We start from the raw sequence: 19,129 nt of genomic DNA on the forward strand, positions 1-19,129 counted from the left end.
ACCATTTCCACACAGAATCCACGTGAACTGCTGGCGATTGTCGAGCTGGGCGGTTATCCCGACTTCAGTCCGCTCTATCGACAGCACGGCTTTGAGGTCGAAACTATCGATTCGATGCGCAAGGCCGCCAAGTTGTTGAAGAAGCGCCGGCCTCAGGTGATCGTCACCGAGTTCAACTTCCAGTCGGATTTTCGGGATCGCACCAGCAGTCTGGAGACCCTGATGGCGCTGGTCCAGCGCCTGCCAGGTACCCGGGTGATCGTGTTTTACGAAAAAGAGTATTTACATCAGTTCGAACGGGTGGCCCGGCGCTTTCCGATTCATGCGGCCCTGCCGTTTCCCATCGATCAGGGGGAACTGGACGCGGCGTTGCAACAGCTGGATAGCGCCGACGACACCTGAGTCGGGCGCGGATCAGCCGGAGGCGGCGGCCAGGTGATCGAGCCCTTCGCGGGCGATCTCGCGAATCTCCGCTGAATCATCTTCCAGTCGCTTCTCCAGCTGCGGGCGCACCGCCGGATCGCCGCTCAGGGCCAGGTAGTGGGTGGCGTCACCCCGGATCTGGGCGTTGTCATGTTCCGACAGCCGGGCGAATTCGGGTGTCAGTTGTTTCAGGGCGTCACTGCCAGCCAGGGATTCCAGCACTGCATCCAGTCCCAGGCGAACCTGGATCTCCAGATCTTCCTGTTCCAGCAGGGAAATGATCACTTCGAGCCATTCGGGATGCTGATTCAGAAAGTCCTCGATCTGCTGCAACTGCCCGTCCTTGAGATGGCTGCGAATATAATCGGCAATCCCTTCCTCGCTACCGGCCTGCTGGGCCCAGTGGCGCAGCTCTTTCGGCGAATAGTTGCCCGGCAGGGTGAAGGGACCGATGCGGGTCCAGGGCGTGGTGCGCACCCCCAGTTCCTGTGCGCGGGCGGGATCGACCACGATATTGCTGACCCGCAGTTCGCTGATCAGCCCCTCCTTGATCAAATCGGACAGCGCCTGGAGTACGGCGGGACAGTGGGCACAGCCGGTGGCAATCAAAATTTCGGCATCTGGGACAGGTCGGGACATGGTAAAAACGTCGCTTGAGTAGTGAGGTTGACGGGATGGGTTCTCTCTATAAGACTCTTGTGGCCGATCACCGTTCAGGCCTTGAGATCCGGAATCAGTCGGCTGCGCAGCCTGGTAATGAGGTCCTTGAGCAACAGCTTGCGTTGTTTCATGCGCCGCAACTGCAACTGATCCATGGTCGGATCCTCGGCCAGGCGGTTGATAATATCGTCCAGATCGCGATGCTCCGTTTCCAGTAACTGCAACTTGTGATGCAATTGTGCAGCTTCGTGTTCATCCATAGCGCGGAACCTGTTGACGGGAGAACCATTCTAGCCCAAGCAGGTTCGCTGCGGAAGCGTCCCTGTAACGTTGCCGGATACGTTATACTGGGCGCCCTTCAAATCGGTGCTGATGTTCATGCCGCCTATTCTGACTTTTAAAGACGTTTGCCTCAGTTTCGGGGCGCGGCCGCTGCTGGATCACGTCGACCTGCAACTGGAGCGGGGCGAGCGGGTCTGCCTGGTGGGGCGCAACGGCTCGGGCAAGTCGACCCTGATGCACCTGCTCAACGGCGATATCCAGCCCGACGAGGGCGAGATCTGGCATCCGGATACCCTGCGCATCGCCCATCTGCACCAGGAGGTCCCGCACACCTCGGAACAGACCGTGTTCGAGGTGGTGGCCGGGGGCCTGCAGGAGACCGGGGAAGTGCTGGCGGCCTATCATCAGGCCCTGCAGCAGCTGGATGACTCGCCGCAACAGATCGCGCGTCTGACCGAACTGCAACAGCAGCTGGAAGCGGTGGACGGCTGGCGGCTGGAGCAGCGGGTTGCCTCGGCGATCAGCCGTATGGATCTGCCCGAGCAGGCGCCGCTGGTCACCCTCTCCGGGGGTATGAAGCGCCGCGTGCTGCTGGCCCGCGCCCTGGTCAGTGAACCGGATCTGTTACTGCTGGACGAGCCGACCAACCATCTGGATATCGAGGGCATCACCTGGATGGAGCAATTCCTGCTGGGCTATGCGGGCTGTCTGGTGTTCATTACCCATGACCGCAGTTTCCTGCAGAGTCTGGCCACCCGCATCGTCCAGCTGGATCGCGGTCACTTGACGTCCTGGCCCGGCAATTACCAGCACTATCTGGAAAAGAAGGAACAGCTGCTGGATGCCGAGGAGAAAGAGCGGGCGCGGCAGGACAAGAAACTGGCCGAGGAGGAGGCCTGGATCCGCAAGGGGATCAAGGCGCGGCGCACCCGCAACATGGGCCGGGTCCGGGCGCTGAAGGCGATGCGCGAGGATGTCCGCCAGCGACGGGAGCAACAGGGCCAGGTCCGGCTCAATCTGGATGAAGCACAGGGCTCCGGCAAGCTGGTGGCGGATGTGGAGAACGTTTCCTTTGCCTTTGAGGGCAAGCCCATCTTGAAAAACTTTTCCACCCGCATCATGCGCGGCGATCGTATCGGCATTGTCGGCCCCAACGGGGTCGGCAAGAGTACCCTGATCCGGATCCTGCTCGGCGAGTTGACACCCGACAGCGGCAAGGTGCGCCTGGGCACCAAACTGGAAACGGCCTATTTCGATCAGCACCGGGCGATTCTCGATCCGGAAAAATCGGTCCTGAACAACCTCAACGAGGGCAGCGACATGATCGAGGTCCAGGGCCGCAAGCGTCACGCTATCGGTTATCTGCGCGAGTTTCTGTTCCCGGTGCAACAGGTGCACTCCCCGGTCAGGAGTCTCTCCGGCGGCGAACGCAATCGCCTGTTGCTGGCCAGACTGTTTACTCAGCCGGCCAACCTGCTGGTGCTGGACGAGCCGACCAATGATCTGGATGTGGAAACCCTGGAGCTGCTCGAAGATCTGTTAATGAATTACCAGGGCACCCTGCTGGTGGTCAGTCACGATCGGACCTTCCTGGATAATGTCGTCACCAGCGTGCTGGTGTTCGAGGACGAAGGGGTGGTCAACGAATATGTCGGCGGCTATCACGACTGGTATCGCTATCGTCAGCAGCATCCCTATCTGAGCGCTGCGGAAAAAGCCGCTGCCACGGGCGGTGACGCGGCGTCACCGGATCAGAGCCGGGAGAACAGCGAGGTGGCCACCAAACGCAAGCTCGGCTATCGGGAGCAGCAGGAGTTGAAGGCGTTGCCGGGGCGGATCGAACAACTGGAACAGGAACAGCAGCAGTTACAGGCGCAGATCGGCGATCCCGCCTTTTATCAGCAGGACGGCGAGACGATTGCGCAGACTTTGCAGCGGTTCGATGAGATCAATGCGGAACTGGAAACCTGTTTCCAGCGCTGGGAAGAGCTGGAATAGCGTCAGTCGGACTCGGAATCCGGGGACTTTTTCTTCTTCAGGCCGCTGGTATCGATCGGGATGACCGTGGATTTTTGCGGCTCGTCCACATAACGTGGACGCTTCTCGCTGGGGCGGCCGGCTTCATCGGCCAGCTCTTTCTCGCGGGAGGCGATCAGGCCCAGACAATCACGAATGGAAATAATGGTTTCCTCCGAGAGCGGATGTTTGAGCCCCGGCTTGGTATAGGTGTCCTTGGCTACATCGGTCAGGACCTTGCGCATCGTCTGCAGGATCTGCTCTTCTTTGGAATAGTCGTCACGGCTCATTCGTTGGCACCATCATTCATTACTTGTCTGTAGACTGTCGATTCTAGCATTTTGCGGGGCCCGGATCGCCCCGAAAATTCCGGCATACATGAAAATTCATGGGGTTAATCCCCGCCACGGCGCTGGTATACTGGCGCCCTCGCATTTATCGGGGTTGTTGATGTCATCGTCCTTGCCTTCACTGCTGTTGTATCCTCAGGATCCCGACTATCGTCCGGCGGATACCGGGACGCTGATCGCCAGTCTGCAAGACGCCGGTTTGATCGGCGAGTCGGTTGATGACTTGCCGGGGCAGCGCTACGCGGCCGGTCCCAGTTTCCTGCAACACATCAGTTTTCTCGGCTGTTCGCCGGCGGTGGAATTCGAACCGGAGGTCCCCGGTTCCGAGCAGTTCTGTCATGCCGGCATCCTGTACAGCGGACACTTACAGTTTCGCGGTGGTCCGCAGCAGGTGCAGGTCCACTGTCGCCAGTGCCGCCACCGCGAGACGGACTGGGCTGCCCTCATCGACGCCTGGCGGGCCGATCCGCAAAACCACCGTTACATCTGTCCCGAATGCGGCGCCGAAAGTCACGCCACCGACCTCAACTGGCGTAAAACCGGCGCCTTTGCGCACCTGTTCATCGAGCTGTACAACATCTATCCCCACGAAGCCGTGCCCACCGACGGCATCCTCAAGCGCCTGCGCGAGGCGACCGGGGTCGACTGGAAATACATCTACGTCCGCTGACTTCTTCCTTTGTTCGGCGCTCTGGAAATTAACGCGGAGGGTCGCTCTCGGCATCCTGCCTCCCGCGACACTAGTACATCCCTGTACGTCGCGCGGAGGCGCGGAGTCGCAGAGAAGTAAACTGATTTGTTTTTTTCGACTCTTGTCGTCGATAAAGCTCATAGTCAGTTGAAAGGCTGGATACAGCCACGCAGGAAAAATGAAATACCCGGTGACCACTCAGCGAAACAATTGAAATAACCGTGGTAAATCAGAGTTATCAAACTAAATTATTTGTTTTCTCCGCGTCTCTGCGTCCTCCGCGTTATTTCCCAGTGAACATGTACGTGACCGGCGCTTGACACCCGCCGATTCTCAACGCAAACTCAATAGCATGTTTAACACCCTTCATATCACCAAGATGTTTGCCTGCCCGGTACGCCTGCGTGTCTGGGCGATGCGCCGTGGGTGGCCGACGGAGTGGTTGTTGCGCAGTTAAACACAAGCAATACCGCGATTTTCCGAAAAGCCACAGCCTGAAGACTGTGGCTTTTTTCGTTTCGGGCCTAACTATTTAAAGAGAACGGGAGAAAACAATGTCGGTGCCGACTGCCTATATCGGGGTGGTATTGATCTGGTCGACCACACCGCTGGCCATCAAGTGGAGCGGGGAAGGGCCGGGCTTTTTGTTCGGCGTGGCCGCGCGCATGTGGATCGGTGCGCTGGTCTGTGTGCTGCTGTTAACCCTGTTATCCCGGACTCTGCCGCGCGATCGTCAGGCACTGAAGAGTTATCTGGCCGGAGGCATTGGCGTGTTCGGCGCGATGACCTCCGTCTACTGGGGCGCGCAGTATATTCCTTCGGGCCTGATCTCGGTGCTGTTCGGGTTGACCCCGATCGTCACCGGTTTGATGGCGGCATTGTGGCTGAATGAACGGGCCCTGACCCTGCCGAAACTGCTCGGGATACTGCTGGCGCTGGGTGGATTGATCGTGGTGTTTGCCCGGGGACTGCATCTGGGCGAGCAGGCGGGCTACGGCATTGCGGCCGTGGTGCTGGCGGTCTGCCTGCATTCGCTGAGCATGGTACTGGTCAAGAAGATCGATGCGCACCTGTCGGGACTGGATTCCACCAGTGGTGCCTTGCTGGTGGCGGCACCCTGTTACCTGCTGGTCTGGTTGTTGCTGGATGGCCAATGGCCGACGGAGATCGGGGCACGTGCGGCCGGATCGATAGTATATCTCGCCGTATTCGGTTCGGTACTGGGCTTTATTATGTTCTTTTATGTCCTCAAACAGATTGATGCCAGTCGCGTGGCGCTGGTAACCTTGTTGACACCGGTACTGGCCCTGCTGTTTGGGCGGATATTCAACCAGGAACAGATCGGCCTCGAACTCTATCTGGGCGCGGCACTGATCCTGCTGGGGATGGGATTATATCAATGGGGCGAACGGATAATTCGTTATTTGCGCAATCGAACCGCGAGCGCTGCGGTGTAATGAGCGGTGGTTGGTGTGCTGGTGGACTTTTATTGTTGTCAGTCTCGCTGACCGCCTGTGGCGATGACGCGTATATCACGCGTATTCAGGAAGAGGGCAAACTGGTGGTGGTCACCCGCAACGCCCCGACCACCTACTATGTGGGTCGTGATGGCGATACCGGTTTTGAATATGAACTGATCTCCGCTTTTGCCGAGGAGCTGGGCGTGGAGCTGGAATTGGTCATGAGCGATAATCCGGGCAATATTCTGGGTTTGGTCGCCGAGGGGGAAGCCGATATCGCCGCAGCCGGATTGACCCGCACCAAACAGCGTCAGGATCGCGTCCTGTTTTCTGACTCTTACCAGGATGTCACCCAACAGGTAGTGTGCCACCGGCGCGGTGCCCGGCCTTCCGGGCCTGAGGATCTGGTGGGCCTCTCGATCGAAGTCCCCGCCGAAACCAGTTATGTCGAACAATTGAATCGCTTGCAGGAGGAGACCCCCGAGCTGGCCTGGGAAGTTCATCCGGAACACAACACCGAATTTCTGCTTGAGAAGGTCTGGAAACGCAAGCTCGATTGCACCGTCGGCGACTCCAATATCGTCGCGGTCAACCAGCGTTACATGCCCGAACTGTCGGTGCGTTTTGAACTCAGCGATCCCCAGCCCCTGGCCTGGGCAATGCCCGCCAATGCAGATGGACTACAAGACGCGGTGAACGACTGGTTGGATCAGTATGAGGAAGAGGGTCAGCTGCAGGCCCTGATCAATCAGTATTACGGATTCATCGAAGTCTTTGATTATGTCGATACCCGGGCGTTTCGGCGCAAGGTTGAACGTGTACTGCCGCAATACCAGAAGCTGTTTCAGGAAGCCGGGAAACAATACGGTATCGACTGGACCTTGCTGGCCGCCCAGGCCTATCAGGAGTCCCACTGGAACCGCCACGCCCGAAGTCCCACCGGGGTGCGCGGTATCATGATGTTGACCCAAATCACTGCCAAAGAGGTGGGAATTCAGAGCCGGCTGGATCCAAAACAGAGTATTATGGGCGGCGCCAAATACCTGGCGAACCTGCGCGGTCGATTACCGGAGGCCATCACCGAGCCGGATCGCACCTGGATCGCACTGGCGGCGTATAACGTGGGCATGGGTCATATCTATGACGCGCGCAAGCTGGCACGTAACCAGGGCAAGAACCCCAACCTGTGGCACGACTTTCGCGACGTACTGCCGCTGCTCTCGCAGAAAAAATATTACGAGGATCTCAGATACGGTTATGCCCGCGGTAGCGAGCCCGTGCGTTACGTACGGCGTATTCGCAACTACCACGACATGCTGCTGCAGGCCCTCAAGGTCGAATAGCCCTTCGGGCAGGGACGAGGTACGAGTAAAAAAACTCACCACGAAGACTCGAAGACACGAAGAAAAACTTATCAATCTTTGCTTTTCAGCGTTCAGGTGTCTTTTCAAAGCTCGTTGAGCCTGAGAGCGTTATGATTGCGCTACAAGATACAGGAGTACGAAGACACACTATAGAGTTTTTCTTTCTTCGTGTCTTCGAGTCTTCGTGGTGATCACTTCCGGTTCCCGGCGTAGTGGCGCTGGATGTAGTCGTCGATGATCTGCTGGAATTCGCCGGCGATGTTGTCGCCCTTGAGGGTCACGGTTTTCTCGCCGTCCACGTAGACCGGGGCGACCGGTTTTTCGCCGGTGCCGGGCAGGCTGATGCCGATGTTGGCGTGTTTGCTTTCACCCGGCCCGTTGACCACGCAACCCATGACCGCCACGGATAATTCTTCCACGCCCTGATATTGTTCACGCCACGTCGGCATTTGCCGACGCAGGTAACCTTGTATATCCATCGCCAGTTGCTGGAAGTAGGTGCTGGAGGTGCGGCCGCAGCCGGGGCAGGCGATGACCATCGGGGTGAAGGCGCGCAGCCCCATGGATTGCAGGATCTCCTGCGCCACCATCACTTCCTGGCAGCGATCGCCGCCGGGCTCCGGGGTCAGGGAGATACGAATCGTGTCGCCGATCCCCTGTTGCAACAGCACGGAGAGCGCCGCGCTGGAGGCGGCAATGCCCTTGGAGCCCATGCCGGCTTCGGTCAGGCCCAGGTGCAGCGGGTAATCACATTGGGCCGAGAGATCCTGGTAGACCCGGATCAGATCCTGCACCCCGCTCATCTTGCAGGAGAGAATAATCCGGTCATGTGGCAGGCCCAGCTCCTCGGCCTGCCGGGCACTCTCCAGCGCCGAGGTAACCACCGCCGCGTGCATCAGCGCGGTCGGTTCGCGCGGTTCGGGCCGTTTCGCATTCTCGTCCATCATTCGCGCCAGCAGGTTCTGATCCAGCGAGCCCCAGTTGACCCCGATGCGCACTGGCTTGTCGTACTCGATGGCGACCTCGATCAGGCGAGCAAACTGCTCGTCGCGCTTCTTGCCCTTGCCCACGTTGCCGGGATTGATGCGGTATTTGCTCAACGCGGCAGCGCAGTCGGGATAATCGCTCAGCAGCTTGTGGCCGTTGAAGTGAAAGTCACCTACCAGGGGGGTGGTGCAGCCGGTCCTGTCCAGTGCTTCGCGGATACGGGGAACCGCCGCGGCGGCCTCGGCGCTGTTGACGGTAATGCGCACCAGTTCGGAGCCGGCCTGGCTCAGTTCGCGCACCTGCTGGACCGTGGCGGCCACATCGGCGGTGTCGGTATTGGTCATCGACTGCACCACGATCGGGGCGTCACCGCCCACCGTGACGTGGCCGACCTGGACGGGAACCGTGTGCTGGCGTTGAACCGGATTGCTCATGCTATCTGTAAGCCATTGACCGCAAAGGCAGGATCATACCATATCCGTTTTAAATCAGCGGGGCCTGGCGCAAAATTTTGACTGCACCAGGGGCCGCCCGGTTGGCTCCGAATAACCCGCCGTCCAGCGCCATTGCCGGGGAAACAGGCAATTTCCGCGCAATCGCTCATACAAAACCGGTGTAAACCCTATATAATAGCGCCCGAAATACGAATACCAACGCAATCGAAACAGGGGACAGGAAATGGCAAAACAACAGGCAGGCAACAAACCGACCATGGCCGATCAGGCGGACCGGCATGTGTTGTACCAGAAGTCGGTGCAGGCCCCGGAGGCGGAAGTCGCCTTCTTTGACCAGGTGTTCCCGGAATTGCGCGGCCGCAAGGCCCTGACCATGAAAGAAGATTTCTGCGGCACGGCCTACCTGGCCGCCGAGTGGTGCAAATCGGATCCGCAACGTACCGCCATTGGCGTGGATTATGACGAAGAGACCGTCGAGTGGGGCCGCAAGCACAACATCGAGGCCGAAGGCGGCGATCTGGCCGATCGCATCACCCTGCATATCGACGATGTGCGCAATGTCACCGAGCCGAAGGTGGATATCGTCTGCGCCTTCAACTTCAGCTACTGCCTGTTCGAGAAGCGCAATGAGCTGATCGACTACTTTAAAAAGGCCCGCGAAAGCCTGGTGGACGACGGCCTGTTGATCCTGGACCTGTTCGGCGGTACCGAGTGCGAGGACGTGGTCGAAGAAGAGACCGAGATCGAGGACGAGCCGGCCACCTACATCTGGGAGCATGTCGCCTTCAATCCCATCGACCACCACATGAAATGCGCCATCCACTTCGAATTCGACGATGGCTCGCGCATGCAAAACGCCTTCACCTACGAATGGCGCCTTTGGGCCATCCCCGAAGTCCGCGAACTTCTCGAAGAAGCCGGGTTCAGCAAGTCACGGGTCTACTGGGAAAAATACGAAGATAGCGATGACGACGATGACGAGCTGGAAGGCACCGGTGAATACGAAGAAGTCACCGAAGTGGAAAACCAGGAATCCTGGATGATCTACATCGTCGCCGAGAAATAATGCGTTGAACGGCAGGCATGGTCTGCCGTTGGATCATTTCCTAGGGTACTGGAAAACAACGCGGAGGACGCAGAGGCGCAAAGGCGCGGAGCAAAACATGGATGTTTGCCCTGATTGGTATTGTTAGTCAGCCAATTTCATAAGCGAATAACAGATTATCGTGCTTTGTCAAAGCTTCTAGCAGGATAACTTTGTTCGCTGTAGAAGTAGAACGACAAATCAAGTAATTTTTTTATCTCCGCGGCTCCGCGGCTCCGCGTCTCTGCGACCTCCGCGTTAACTCCCACCGAATTATCAATCGTCCGCCGGCTCGGCATGGTAAGGCTCTTCCCGGACGCGGTCGTGGATGTGCATGCGGTAATCGACGAATTTGTCTTTGTCGTGGAAGTGCATGAAGGGATTGCCCTGGACCTGTTCTTCCATGGTTGCGGTGGTCTGATCCGCGTAGTTGTGGCCGGGGAGGGTGACGGTGTTGCCGGGCAGTTTGGCCAGTTTACGCAGGGTGTCGTACATCTGCTCCGGATCGCCGCCGCTCAAATCACACCTTCCGCAGCCCCAGACGAACATGGTATCGCCGGTGATCAGTTGATCGTGAATGTGATAGCAGGCCGAGCCGGGGGTGTGGCCGGGGGTGTGTAATATCTGTATCTCGGTGTCGCCTACCTTGATGCGATCGCCGCCATGATGCAGGGTCGGCAGTGTCAGGTGCTTGCCCCAGAACTCGGCCTCGGGTTTGAGCAGGTGCAGTTGCGCATCGTATTTTTGCAACACCTGTTCGATGCCATTGATATGATCGTGGTGGCTGTGGGTGAGCAGAATGTCGCTGATGCTGATGCCCCGCTGTTCGGCCAGGGCGAGAATTTGGTGGACATCCCAGGCCGGATCCACCACCGCGGCACGCCCGCTGCCATGGTCGGTAAGCACGTAGATGAAATTCTCCATCGGCCCCAGTTCCAGCGCGTCGATACTGTACTGGTCATTGTTCACAATCCGGGTCATGGCCTGCCTCCTGTTCCGTTCATCAGGCCTATCATAGGCCAATCGCCCCGACGGATAAAACCCGTTTTAAAACTTGGTTATCACAGCTGACACGAAGGAGAAGCATCAATTCATCAAAATCTCTGTGACCTTTGTGTCCCCCCGGAGGACATAAATCCTCTGCGGTGAAATTATCCTGACAAGGGTTCGGATCCGGGCCGGGAAAGGGTAAACTGTCGGGCCGTTTGATTTTTGGAGCAGGGCATGGAACCGGATTTCTGGCACGAGCGTTGGGAAAATAACCTGATCGGGTTTCATCTCGATGAGGTGCATCCCCATTTGCGCGAGCACTGGGACAGCCTGGCCGTGAAACCGGGCGGTCGCGTGCTGGTGCCGTTGTCCGGCAAGAGTCTGGATCTTATCTGGCTGGCCGAGCAGGGTTATGAGGTGATCGGAGTGGAGATCAGCCCCGTTGCGGTGAAGAACTTCTTTGCCGAGAATCACCTCAGAACGCAACGGATTGCCAATGCCCGTTGCGATACCTGGAAAAGCGCTTCGATTACCCTGCTGTGCGGCGATCTGTTCGAACTGACAGCCGGGGACATCGGCCCGATCGATGCGGTGTATGATCGGGCATCACTGATCGCCCTGCCGCCGGCCATGCGCCGCGCTTATGTCGAGACTCTGGATCAGCTCGTTCCGACCGTCGCCCCGCACCTGTTGATTACCCTGGATTACGATCCCGCCAGGATGGACGGTCCGCCTTTTGCCGTAAGCGAGGCCGAGATTCAGGCGTTGTACAGCGAACGTTATCAGATCGATTGCCTGCAAACGGATGACGCGCTGGCCCGGAACGAGCGCTTCAAGAAGCGGGGGCTCGACTGGCTCAGGGAGTCGGTATACCGGCTGACCCCGCTCTGAACCGGCTGAAAGTCACTAAAACTGGTTGGCAGCGGGGAGCGATAAGCTCTCTATCGACCTGAAAACAAAGAAAAACAAGCAGGGAACCTCGCAGCATGAAACAGGGTGTGACAGGTATTATGTTGTCATTGGGCCTCCTGTGGGCGACAGGGCCCGCTCAGGCGGCTGAGTATTATCTCTATCAGTTGCCCGATGGCTCGCGCACCATCACCGATCACCCCAAACTTGATAGCGACCACAAACTGGTATGCAAGAGCCGCAATCCGGTGAGTCTGGAACGTTACGCCGCCGGTCACAACAGTTTCAATACCGCGCCGGCGGCCAACTATTTACGTTTCGAGAACATCATTTACACCGTGGCCAATCAGCACCAGATCGACGCCGCTCTGATCAAGGCGGTGATCCATACCGAATCCTTTTTCAACCCCAACGCCACCTCCCACAAGGGCGCCTCCGGGTTGATGCAGCTGATGCCGGCTACCGCCGAGCGCTACGGCGTGACCGACCTCTACAGTCCGCAGCAGAACATCGAAGGCGGGGTGCGCTATCTGCGGGATCTGATGCTGCGCTATCCCGAGCAGATCAAGCTGACTCTGGCCGCCTACAATGCCGGGGAAGAGGCCGTCGACCACTACCAGGGCATCCCGCCGTATCCCGAAACCCGCAAATACGTAAAAAAAGTCCTGGAAAAACGCGCGTTTTACAGTAATTGGCCCTAGATAAATAAAGGGACGAGGTACGAGTAACGAGTGACGAGGAAAAGCGGGGCAAAGACCCTGCTTTTTTATGTCCAGTAATACTGGCGAAAATCGGAGCTCGGGTTGATATAATTAATTTAAAGAACTTCGCGTTCCTCTGCGTCTTTGCGCCTCTGCGTTGAGATCGTTTGTCGAGTTTAGGCGGGTTGCTGCATGGCTATTTTGCACGTAGATATGGATGCGTTCTACGCCTCGGTGGAGGTGCGTGAGAATCCGGCGCTGGCGGGCAGGCCGGTGATCGTCGGCGGTGCGGCCGAGGGGCGCGGGGTGGTGGCGGCGGCCAGTTATGCGGCGCGCAAGTTCGGGGTACACAGCGCCATGCCCATGGCCCGGGCCCTGCGGCTGTGTCCCGATGCGGTGCAACTGCCGCCGCGACTCGCTTTATACAGTGAGATTTCGCAGCAGATTCGGGCCATTTTCGCCCGCTATACCCCCGAGATCGAACCCCTGTCGCTGGATGAGGCGTTTCTCGATGTCACGGCCAGTGAAACCCTGTTCGGCTCGCCGGTGACCATTGCCCGGCGGATCAAGCAGGACATTCGCGACGAGCTGTCGCTGGTCGCCTCGGTCGGCATTGCGCCCAACAAGTTTCTGGCCAAGATCGCCTCGGACCTCGACAAGCCCGACGGCCTGGTCGAGGTGCCGACGGACGGGATTCAGGTCTTTCTGGATCCCTTGCCGGTGACCCGTCTGTGGGGCGTGGGCAAGGTGACCGGCGGGGAGTTTGATCGCCTCGGAATCAAGACCATCGCCCAGGTGCGCGGGTTGAGCCGGGAATTTTTACAGCGCGAGTTTGGCAAGTTCGGCCTCCACCTGTGGGAACTGGCACACGGCCGGGATCCCCGCCCGGTGGTCAGTGATCATCAGGCCAAGTCGATCTCCATGGAAAACACCTTTGCTGTGGATGTCGGTGATAAAGCGATATTGCGCGCCTGGCTGATGGATATGGGCGAGCAGGTCGCCTACCGTCTGCGGCGCCAGGATTTTTACGGGCGTACCGTGCAGATCAAGCTGCGCTTTGCCGATTTTAAAACCCTCACCCGCGCCCACACGCTTGATACAGCTACCCGTTCCACGCGCGAGATCTGCCAGGCGGCACTGACGTTGCTGGATGACGCCCTGTCCGTCACCAGCGCACCGGTGCGGCTGCTCGGCGTCGGCGTCACCGGCCTCTGCGACGAGCCGCCGGTGCAGCAGGGCGATCTGTTTGCCGGTGGGGAGACGGCCCCGGACAAACAACGGGAACTCGACGAACTGGCGGATGCCATCAACAACCGTTTCGGCAAACAGCAGTTGCGCCGGGGTGGCGGATTTCATTAAGTGAAGTTGGCAGTTGGCAGTTGGCAGTCTACAGTCGGCAGTCGTGAGGGGCAGGGGCTGGTTCGTGGAGTCATCTGTTGACGTATTGAACGCTCATGCTTTGGACGCCTCACGCCCGCACGCTTCCTGGGTTACAATAGGACAAAGTAGCACCATATATTTAAGGAGTACTCATGGCCGATCTCGCCGCCAATCAATCCGGACCCGGTGTGGTCTATCTGTCGGATTACACTCCGCCGGCCTATCTGATCGATCAGGTGGATCTCCATTTTGATCTGGATGCGTCGGCTACCCAGGTACGCACCAGCCTGAAGGTCCGGCGCAACCCGCAAAACAGCCAGTCGAATCCGGCGCTGGAACTGGACGGTGATAATCTGGAACTGCTGAGTCTGCGTCTGGAGGGGGAGCCCCTGGATCAGTCACAGTACGAACTCGGCGAAGACAAGCTGATCATTGCCCCGACGGAGTCCCCGTTACCCGAAGCGTTTGAACTGATCGTTGAGACCCGCATCAACCCGGCCGCCAACACCGCGCTGGAAGGCTTGTATGACTCGGGCAGTATGCTTTGCACCCAGTGCGAGGCGCAGGGTTTTCGCCGCATTACCTATTTTCCCGACCGCCCCGATGTGATGTCACGCTATACCGTCACCCTGGTCGGCGACAAGAGCAAATACCCTGTGCTGCTCTCCAACGGCAACCTGGTCGAAGCGGGCGAAACCGACGACAGCCGCCACTGGGCCCGCTGGGTGGATCCCAGTCTCAAACCCAGTTACCTGTTCGCGCTGGTGGCCGGGCAACTGGTCTGTCAGGAAGATGTTTACACCACCATGAGTGGTCGTGAGGTGGTGTTGCGCATTTATGTGGAAGAGGAAAACCGTCACAAATGCGACCACGCTATGACCTCGCTCAAACAGGCCATGCGCTGGGATGAGGAGACTTACGGCCGTGAATACGATCTGGATATTTACATGATCGTGGCGGTCAATGACTTCAACATGGGCGCCATGGAGAACAAGGGATTGAATATCTTCAATTCTTCCTGCGTGCTGGCCAGCCCCGAGACCGCGACCGATCACGACTTCTACAATATTCAGAGTATTGTCGCTCACGAATACTTTCATAACTGGTCGGGCAATCGTGTTACCTGTCGCGACTGGTTCCAGTTGAGTCTCAAGGAAGGCTTTACCGTCTTTCGCGATCAGGAGTTCTCCGCCGATCTCAACTCGCGGGCGGTCAAGCGTATCGATGATGTAAACATCCTGCGCACCCATCAGTTTGCCCAGGATGCCGGCCCCATGGCCCACCCGGTGCGCCCGGACCGTTACATGGAGATCAGCAACTTCTATACGGTTACCGTCTATAACAAGGGCGCCGAAGTCGTGCACATGATTATGAACCTGGTCGGCCGCGAGGGTTTCCGCAAGGGGACCGATCTCTACTTCGCTCGCCACGACGGTCAGGCGGTCACCATCGAGGATTTTGTCAGGGCGATGGAAGAGGCTAACCATATTGATTTGGCTCAGTTTATGCGCTGGTACAATCAGGCGGGGACACCGGTACTCAAGGTCGACGAGGAATACGACGAACAGGCGCAGACCTATACCCTGCACATTGAGCAAAGCTGTCCGCCCACGCCGGGCCAGACAGAGAAGGCACCGTTTCATATTCCCCTGGCGGTCGGCTTGCTGGATATGCAGGGCGACGATCTGTTACTGCAACTGGCAGGGGAAAACGCCCCGGGCGAAGCCCGCACCCGGGTGTTGTCGATCACCGAAGCCAGACAGTCCTTCACCTTCACCGGTGTCAATCACAGGCCGGTCGCCTCGCTGGGTCGCGGTTTCTCGGCGCCAGTCAAAATCCAGACCGGTTATGACGATGAACAACTGGCCTTTCTGTTCGCTCACGATAGCGATGAATTCAACCGCTGGGATGCCGGCCAGAAACTGGCGATGAATATCCTGCTGCGGTTGATCGAACAGTTCCAGCAGAAAAAACCGTTAATACTGGATGACACATTCATCCATGCATTTCGCAAGACCCTGCTCAATCCCCGGCTCGACAAGGCTCTGATCGCCCAGGCCCTGAGCCTACCCTCGGAAGGCTATATCGCCGACCAGTGCGAGGTCGTGGATGTCGAGGCGATCTTCGAGGTGCGTCACTTCATGCGCCAGACGCTGGCGTTTGAACTCAAGGATGAATGGCTGCAGATCTATGAGGCCAACAGCAGCGATAACCCCTATGCCTTCAGTGCCGAGGAGATGGCGCGTCGTTCCCTGCGCAACCTCTGCCTGGGTTATCTGCTGGAAACCGAGGAGCAGGCCATGTTCGATCGGGCCATGCAGCAATTCAGTCGGGCCAATAACATGACCGACACCCTGGCGGCCCTGTCGATGCTGGCCAACTATGCCATTCCCGAACGCCACCAGGCGCTGGAGGATTTCTATCAAAAATGGCAGCACGATCAGCAGGTAGTGGAAAAGTGGCTTGCCATCCAGGCCGGGTCGCGCCTGCCACGTACGCTGCGACATGTTAAAAAACTGATGCAGCACGAGGCGTTCAGTATCAAAAACCCCAACAAGGTCCGTGCCCTGATCGGACGCTTCTGCGCCGGCAATCCGATCAACTTCCATGCCGCCGATGGCAGCGGTTATCAGTTCCTTGGCGATCAGGTACTGGAACTCGACAGCCTCAATCCCCAGATTGCCGCGCGACTGGTGCAGAGTCTCAGCCGCTGGAAGCGCTATGATGAAAAACGCCAGGGACTGATGAAGCAGCAACTGGAGCGAATTCTGGACAAAGAGGAGCTGTCCAAAGATGTCTATGAGATTGCCTCCAAGAGCCTGGAATAACAAAAAAGCCTCGTTTTCTAAGTGCTCATACTTTATTAAGGTTATCTAATCATTAAAATTAAAGGGTGAGCGTATTGAGCCAGATAATCCTGTTGTCATAGAGTTGATCGAAGACTTTGCTTTTTCTGTATAGACAAAAGGTATGCGTTGGGAGGCTTTATTTACGTTAAGAAGTCCAGAGGAAACTGCTAGTAGATATGTGAATGAGATGTAGCTATAAAATGCCGGGTTCCTGGTGGAGCCACTTCGCCTGTTCCACCTTGCAGTGGGTGAACGGGTATTGGGAACTTTTATTCTGGCATGCATCAATCATGTGTTCTCTTGTTGTGGTCTTTTTTCAATCCCCAGTCGTTTGATGCGCGAGGCCAGGGTGGTCGGTTTCATGTTGAGCCGCTCGGCGGCGCCGTCGCGACCGAAAATCCGGCCGTTACTGTGTTGCAGGGCGAGGCAGATATTACTGATCTCCAGTGCGCGCAGCTCCTCGCAGGTCATCAGGGTGCTTGCATCGATCTCTTCGCTGGCCTGTGATGAATTGTTTAACGGAACCGGTGCTGTACTTGTGACCGGCAGGTCGAAACTCAAACGTTCGCCCCGTGAGAGAATCACGGCCCGTTCGATGACATTTTCCAGTTCACGGATATTCCCCGGCCAGTGATAGTCGGACAGGCGCCGGATGTCGCCTCGCGTCAGCCGTACCTGCGGTTTGTTGAGTTTCTGCCGGGCATGGTAAAGGAAGTGCGTGGCAAGCAGGGGAATGTCATCCCGGCGTTCGCGCAGGGCGGCTGATTCAACCGGGAAAACGTTGAGTCGGAAATAGAGATCCTCGCGGAACTGTTTTTTACGCACTTCCTGCAGCAGATCGCGGTTGGTCGCGGCGATCAGGCGCACATCCACCTTGCGGGTACGGCTGTCGCCGACCCGTTCAAACTGGCCTTCCTGCAATACCCGTAACAGTTTGCCCTGCAGTTCAATGGGGATCTCGCCAACCTCGTCAAGAAACAGCGTGCCGCCATCGGCCAGCTCGAAGCGGCCGGCGCGATCGCCGGTGGCGCCGGTAAACGCGCCTTTCACATGTCCGAAGAACTCGCTTTCGAACAGTTCACGCGGGATTGCCGCGCAGTTGACCCGGATCAGCGGGCGCTCGCTGCGCCCGCTGGATTCATGAATGGCCCGCGCAATCAATTCCTTGCCCGTGCCGGATTCGCCGCTGATCAGTACGTTCGCTTCGGTCGGCGCCACCAGCTGAACCTGGTGAATAGTGCGCTGGATGGCAGTGCTCTTGCCGACGATCTCCTTGTAGTTGTATTCGCTGCGGATTTCTTCCTGCAGGTAAGCGTTTTCCTGTTCCAGTCGTTGCTTGAGCCGGTTGACCTCTTCCAGCGCCGAGTGCAGATTGTGTTCGGTTTCCTTGCGCTCGGTAATGTCGCGAAAGATCACCACGGCACCTACCAGCCGGCCATGATCGGTTACCGGCGTGCTGGTGTACTCGACCGGAAAGGCGGTACCGTCCTTGCGCCAGAAAATTTCATTGTCGACCCGGTGTACCGCGCCATCATGAAACGCGGCATAGATCGGGCAGTCTTCCACATGATAGTGACCGCCATCGGCATGGGTGTGATGGATCAGGGTATGAATATCCTCGCCGACCACTTCATCGGCCTGCCAGCCGAGCATCTGTTCGGCGGCCGGATTAAGAAAGGTCGTCTGGCCGCTGGCATTGACACCATATATACCGTCCCCCACAGCCTGCAGCAATAACTGGTTCTCGCGTTCAATCTCCTGGAAAATTTCCTCGATCTGTTGCCACTCACCCAGTCCCCGACGAATGTAGTCATCGGCGCGGGCTTTTTTCTCCTGTTTGTGTAGCTGCTGGCGATCGCGGATCAGCATGGCAAGCAAGGGTTTCTCGTTGATGTTGATCGCACACGCGGATATTTCGATCGCCAGGGGGTAGCCGTCACGGTGGCAACAACACAGATCCAGGCTCCAGCCGCGTTGCTGTGTCAGAACCTGTTCGCTGAAGTTAATCAGATCGGCGAGGCAATGTTTGAACAATTGACTGGCAGGCAGACGGATAAGATCGGAGGCACTGTAACCCAGTTGCTGTTGTGCAGTGGCATTGCTCATGAGCAGTCGATCGGCATAGGGATCGATGACCAGCAGGGATTCCTGAATAGTTTGCAGGGTCTGCAATGCCAGCATGTGCTGAAGATCGGTGTTGCCTGTCATAATTTTTTCCTGCTTATGAGTAGCGAACCTTGTTGGTTATCGCCAGAGATAATTCTTTTCATCGGCGTTGCAGGAAGTATTCCAGGTTACGTTATTTCGTAATTACGATTCGTCAATTTCGTAATCTACGAAATTTCGTGATATCCGGAACTGGATGCTTGCGTCGATTTTGTTCGGTATTTCAGCTATTTACTCCCGGTTTTCAAAACTGGTACGGCAATTGCTCTGTGTAACACCAGACATCGCCTGCGCGCCGCAATTGGACAATTGATGTGGCTGGCTTGATTGAGCTTTGCATCAGGATAGCGCGCATGCACCAG

The 19,129-nt window shown here is 57.6% G+C and carries 16 protein-coding genes; 10 read left to right on the plus strand and 6 right to left on the minus strand.

What is annotated here, in order from left to right:
* The first annotated feature begins 114 nt into the window (after positions 1–114).
* Positions 115–402 (plus strand): hypothetical protein, encoded by a 288-nt coding sequence (locus EDC23_RS08605; protein ID WP_243830751.1) that lies wholly within the window; start codon positions 115–117, stop codon positions 400–402.
* Positions 403–414: 12 nt separating this feature from the next.
* On the opposite strand, the gene EDC23_RS08610 is transcribed toward EDC23_RS08605, so the two are convergent.
* Both EDC23_RS08610 and EDC23_RS08615 read right to left on the minus strand, forming a co-directional pair.
* Positions 415–1,062, minus strand: a complete 648-nt coding sequence (locus EDC23_RS08610) for a thioredoxin family protein (protein WP_134083575.1) — start codon at positions 1,060–1,062, stop codon at positions 415–417.
* 74 nt (positions 1,063–1,136) lie between these two features.
* Positions 1,137–1,343: a YdcH family protein gene (locus EDC23_RS08615; protein WP_134083578.1), complete on the minus strand. Its 207-nt coding sequence runs from the start codon at positions 1,341–1,343 to the stop codon at positions 1,137–1,139.
* 118 nt (positions 1,344–1,461) lie between these two features.
* Between EDC23_RS08615 and EDC23_RS08620 the strand changes: the two genes are divergently transcribed.
* Positions 1,462–3,363, plus strand: a complete 1,902-nt coding sequence (locus EDC23_RS08620) for an ATP-binding cassette domain-containing protein (protein WP_134083581.1) — start codon at positions 1,462–1,464, stop codon at positions 3,361–3,363.
* Between the two features lie 2 nt (positions 3,364–3,365).
* Here the strand turns inward: EDC23_RS08620 and EDC23_RS08625 are convergent, their stop codons facing one another.
* Positions 3,366–3,671 carry a segregation and condensation protein A gene (locus EDC23_RS08625; protein WP_134083584.1) on the minus strand — a complete coding sequence of 102 codons (306 nt, stop codon included), beginning with the start codon at positions 3,669–3,671 and terminating at the stop codon, positions 3,366–3,368.
* 160 nt (positions 3,672–3,831) lie between these two features.
* Between EDC23_RS08625 and EDC23_RS08630 the strand changes: the two genes are divergently transcribed.
* From EDC23_RS08630 to mltF, 3 genes are all read left to right on the plus strand, one after another.
* Positions 3,832–4,401 carry a hypothetical protein gene (locus EDC23_RS08630; protein ID WP_134083586.1) on the plus strand — a complete coding sequence of 190 codons (570 nt, stop codon included), beginning with the start codon at positions 3,832–3,834 and terminating at the stop codon, positions 4,399–4,401.
* Between the two features lie 575 nt (positions 4,402–4,976).
* Positions 4,977–5,879 (plus strand): DMT family transporter, encoded by a 903-nt coding sequence (locus EDC23_RS08635; RefSeq protein ID WP_134083588.1) that lies wholly within the window; start codon positions 4,977–4,979, stop codon positions 5,877–5,879.
* Between the two features lie 35 nt (positions 5,880–5,914).
* On the plus strand, positions 5,915–7,225 hold the full coding sequence (mltF, locus tag EDC23_RS08640) for a membrane-bound lytic murein transglycosylase MltF (RefSeq protein ID WP_166668816.1): 1,311 nt from the start codon (positions 5,915–5,917) through the stop codon (positions 7,223–7,225).
* 212 nt (positions 7,226–7,437) lie between these two features.
* On the opposite strand, the gene ispG is transcribed toward mltF, so the two are convergent.
* Positions 7,438–8,667 (minus strand): flavodoxin-dependent (E)-4-hydroxy-3-methylbut-2-enyl-diphosphate synthase, encoded by a 1,230-nt coding sequence (ispG, locus tag EDC23_RS08645; RefSeq protein ID WP_134083592.1) that lies wholly within the window; start codon positions 8,665–8,667, stop codon positions 7,438–7,440.
* A gap of 244 nt (positions 8,668–8,911) precedes the next feature.
* On the opposite strand from ispG, the gene EDC23_RS08650 reads away from it, so the two are divergent.
* On the plus strand, positions 8,912–9,754 hold the full coding sequence (locus EDC23_RS08650; protein ID WP_134083594.1) for a class I SAM-dependent methyltransferase: 843 nt from the start codon (positions 8,912–8,914) through the stop codon (positions 9,752–9,754).
* A 294-nt stretch (positions 9,755–10,048) separates the two neighbouring features.
* Here EDC23_RS08650 and EDC23_RS08655 read toward each other — a convergent pair whose 3' ends face one another.
* A complete protein-coding gene (locus EDC23_RS08655; protein ID WP_134083596.1) occupies positions 10,049–10,753 on the minus strand; it encodes an MBL fold metallo-hydrolase in 705 nt (234 codons plus the stop codon).
* A gap of 243 nt (positions 10,754–10,996) precedes the next feature.
* Between EDC23_RS08655 and EDC23_RS08660 the strand changes: the two genes are divergently transcribed.
* The 4 genes from EDC23_RS08660 (at position 10,997) to pepN (ending at position 16,580) form a co-directional block, all read left to right on the plus strand.
* Positions 10,997–11,653, plus strand: a complete 657-nt coding sequence (locus EDC23_RS08660; RefSeq protein ID WP_134083598.1) for a thiopurine S-methyltransferase — start codon at positions 10,997–10,999, stop codon at positions 11,651–11,653.
* A 95-nt stretch (positions 11,654–11,748) separates the two neighbouring features.
* On the plus strand, positions 11,749–12,372 hold the full coding sequence (locus EDC23_RS08665) for a lytic transglycosylase domain-containing protein (protein WP_134083600.1): 624 nt from the start codon (positions 11,749–11,751) through the stop codon (positions 12,370–12,372).
* Between the two features lie 192 nt (positions 12,373–12,564).
* On the plus strand, positions 12,565–13,731 hold the full coding sequence (dinB, locus tag EDC23_RS08670) for a DNA polymerase IV (RefSeq protein ID WP_134083602.1): 1,167 nt from the start codon (positions 12,565–12,567) through the stop codon (positions 13,729–13,731).
* A 173-nt stretch (positions 13,732–13,904) separates the two neighbouring features.
* Positions 13,905–16,580 carry an aminopeptidase N gene (gene pepN, locus EDC23_RS08675; protein WP_134083604.1) on the plus strand — a complete coding sequence of 892 codons (2,676 nt, stop codon included), beginning with the start codon at positions 13,905–13,907 and terminating at the stop codon, positions 16,578–16,580.
* A gap of 309 nt (positions 16,581–16,889) precedes the next feature.
* Here the strand turns inward: pepN and EDC23_RS08680 are convergent, their stop codons facing one another.
* Positions 16,890–18,809, minus strand: a complete 1,920-nt coding sequence (locus EDC23_RS08680) for a sigma 54-interacting transcriptional regulator (protein ID WP_134083606.1) — start codon at positions 18,807–18,809, stop codon at positions 16,890–16,892.
* Between the last annotated feature and the right edge of the window lie 320 nt (positions 18,810–19,129).

It is taken from the genome of Thiohalophilus thiocyanatoxydans (assembly GCF_004366735.1).
Classification (GTDB): domain Bacteria; phylum Pseudomonadota; class Gammaproteobacteria; order UBA6429; family Thiohalophilaceae; genus Thiohalophilus; species Thiohalophilus thiocyanatoxydans.

Bases quoted from the DNA above. Each gene is read 5' to 3' on its own strand.
- EDC23_RS08680 (WP_134083606.1), bottom strand. From the start codon at position 18,809: ATGACAGGCAACACCGATCTTCAGCACATGCTGGCATTGCAGACCCTG.
- EDC23_RS08630 (WP_134083586.1), top strand. From the start codon at position 3,832: ATGTCATCGTCCTTGCCTTCACTGCTGTTGTATCCTCAGGATCCCGAC.
- EDC23_RS08625 (WP_134083584.1), bottom strand. From the start codon at position 3,671: ATGAGCCGTGACGACTATTCCAAAGAAGAGCAGATCCTGCAGACGATG.
- EDC23_RS08650 (WP_134083594.1), top strand. From the start codon at position 8,912: ATGGCAAAACAACAGGCAGGCAACAAACCGACCATGGCCGATCAGGCG.
- EDC23_RS08610 (WP_134083575.1), bottom strand. From the start codon at position 1,062: ATGTCCCGACCTGTCCCAGATGCCGAAATTTTGATTGCCACCGGCTGT.
- EDC23_RS08615 (WP_134083578.1), bottom strand. From the start codon at position 1,343: ATGGATGAACACGAAGCTGCACAATTGCATCACAAGTTGCAGTTACTG.
- dinB (WP_134083602.1), top strand. From the start codon at position 12,565: ATGGCTATTTTGCACGTAGATATGGATGCGTTCTACGCCTCGGTGGAG.
- pepN (WP_134083604.1), top strand. From the start codon at position 13,905: ATGGCCGATCTCGCCGCCAATCAATCCGGACCCGGTGTGGTCTATCTG.
- ispG (WP_134083592.1), bottom strand. From the start codon at position 8,667: ATGAGCAATCCGGTTCAACGCCAGCACACGGTTCCCGTCCAGGTCGGC.
- EDC23_RS08660 (WP_134083598.1), top strand. From the start codon at position 10,997: ATGGAACCGGATTTCTGGCACGAGCGTTGGGAAAATAACCTGATCGGG.
- EDC23_RS08655 (WP_134083596.1), bottom strand. From the start codon at position 10,753: ATGACCCGGATTGTGAACAATGACCAGTACAGTATCGACGCGCTGGAA.
- EDC23_RS08665 (WP_134083600.1), top strand. From the start codon at position 11,749: ATGAAACAGGGTGTGACAGGTATTATGTTGTCATTGGGCCTCCTGTGG.
- EDC23_RS08620 (WP_134083581.1), top strand. From the start codon at position 1,462: ATGCCGCCTATTCTGACTTTTAAAGACGTTTGCCTCAGTTTCGGGGCG.
- EDC23_RS08635 (WP_134083588.1), top strand. From the start codon at position 4,977: ATGTCGGTGCCGACTGCCTATATCGGGGTGGTATTGATCTGGTCGACC.
- EDC23_RS08605 (WP_243830751.1), top strand. From the start codon at position 115: ATGCGCAAGGCCGCCAAGTTGTTGAAGAAGCGCCGGCCTCAGGTGATC.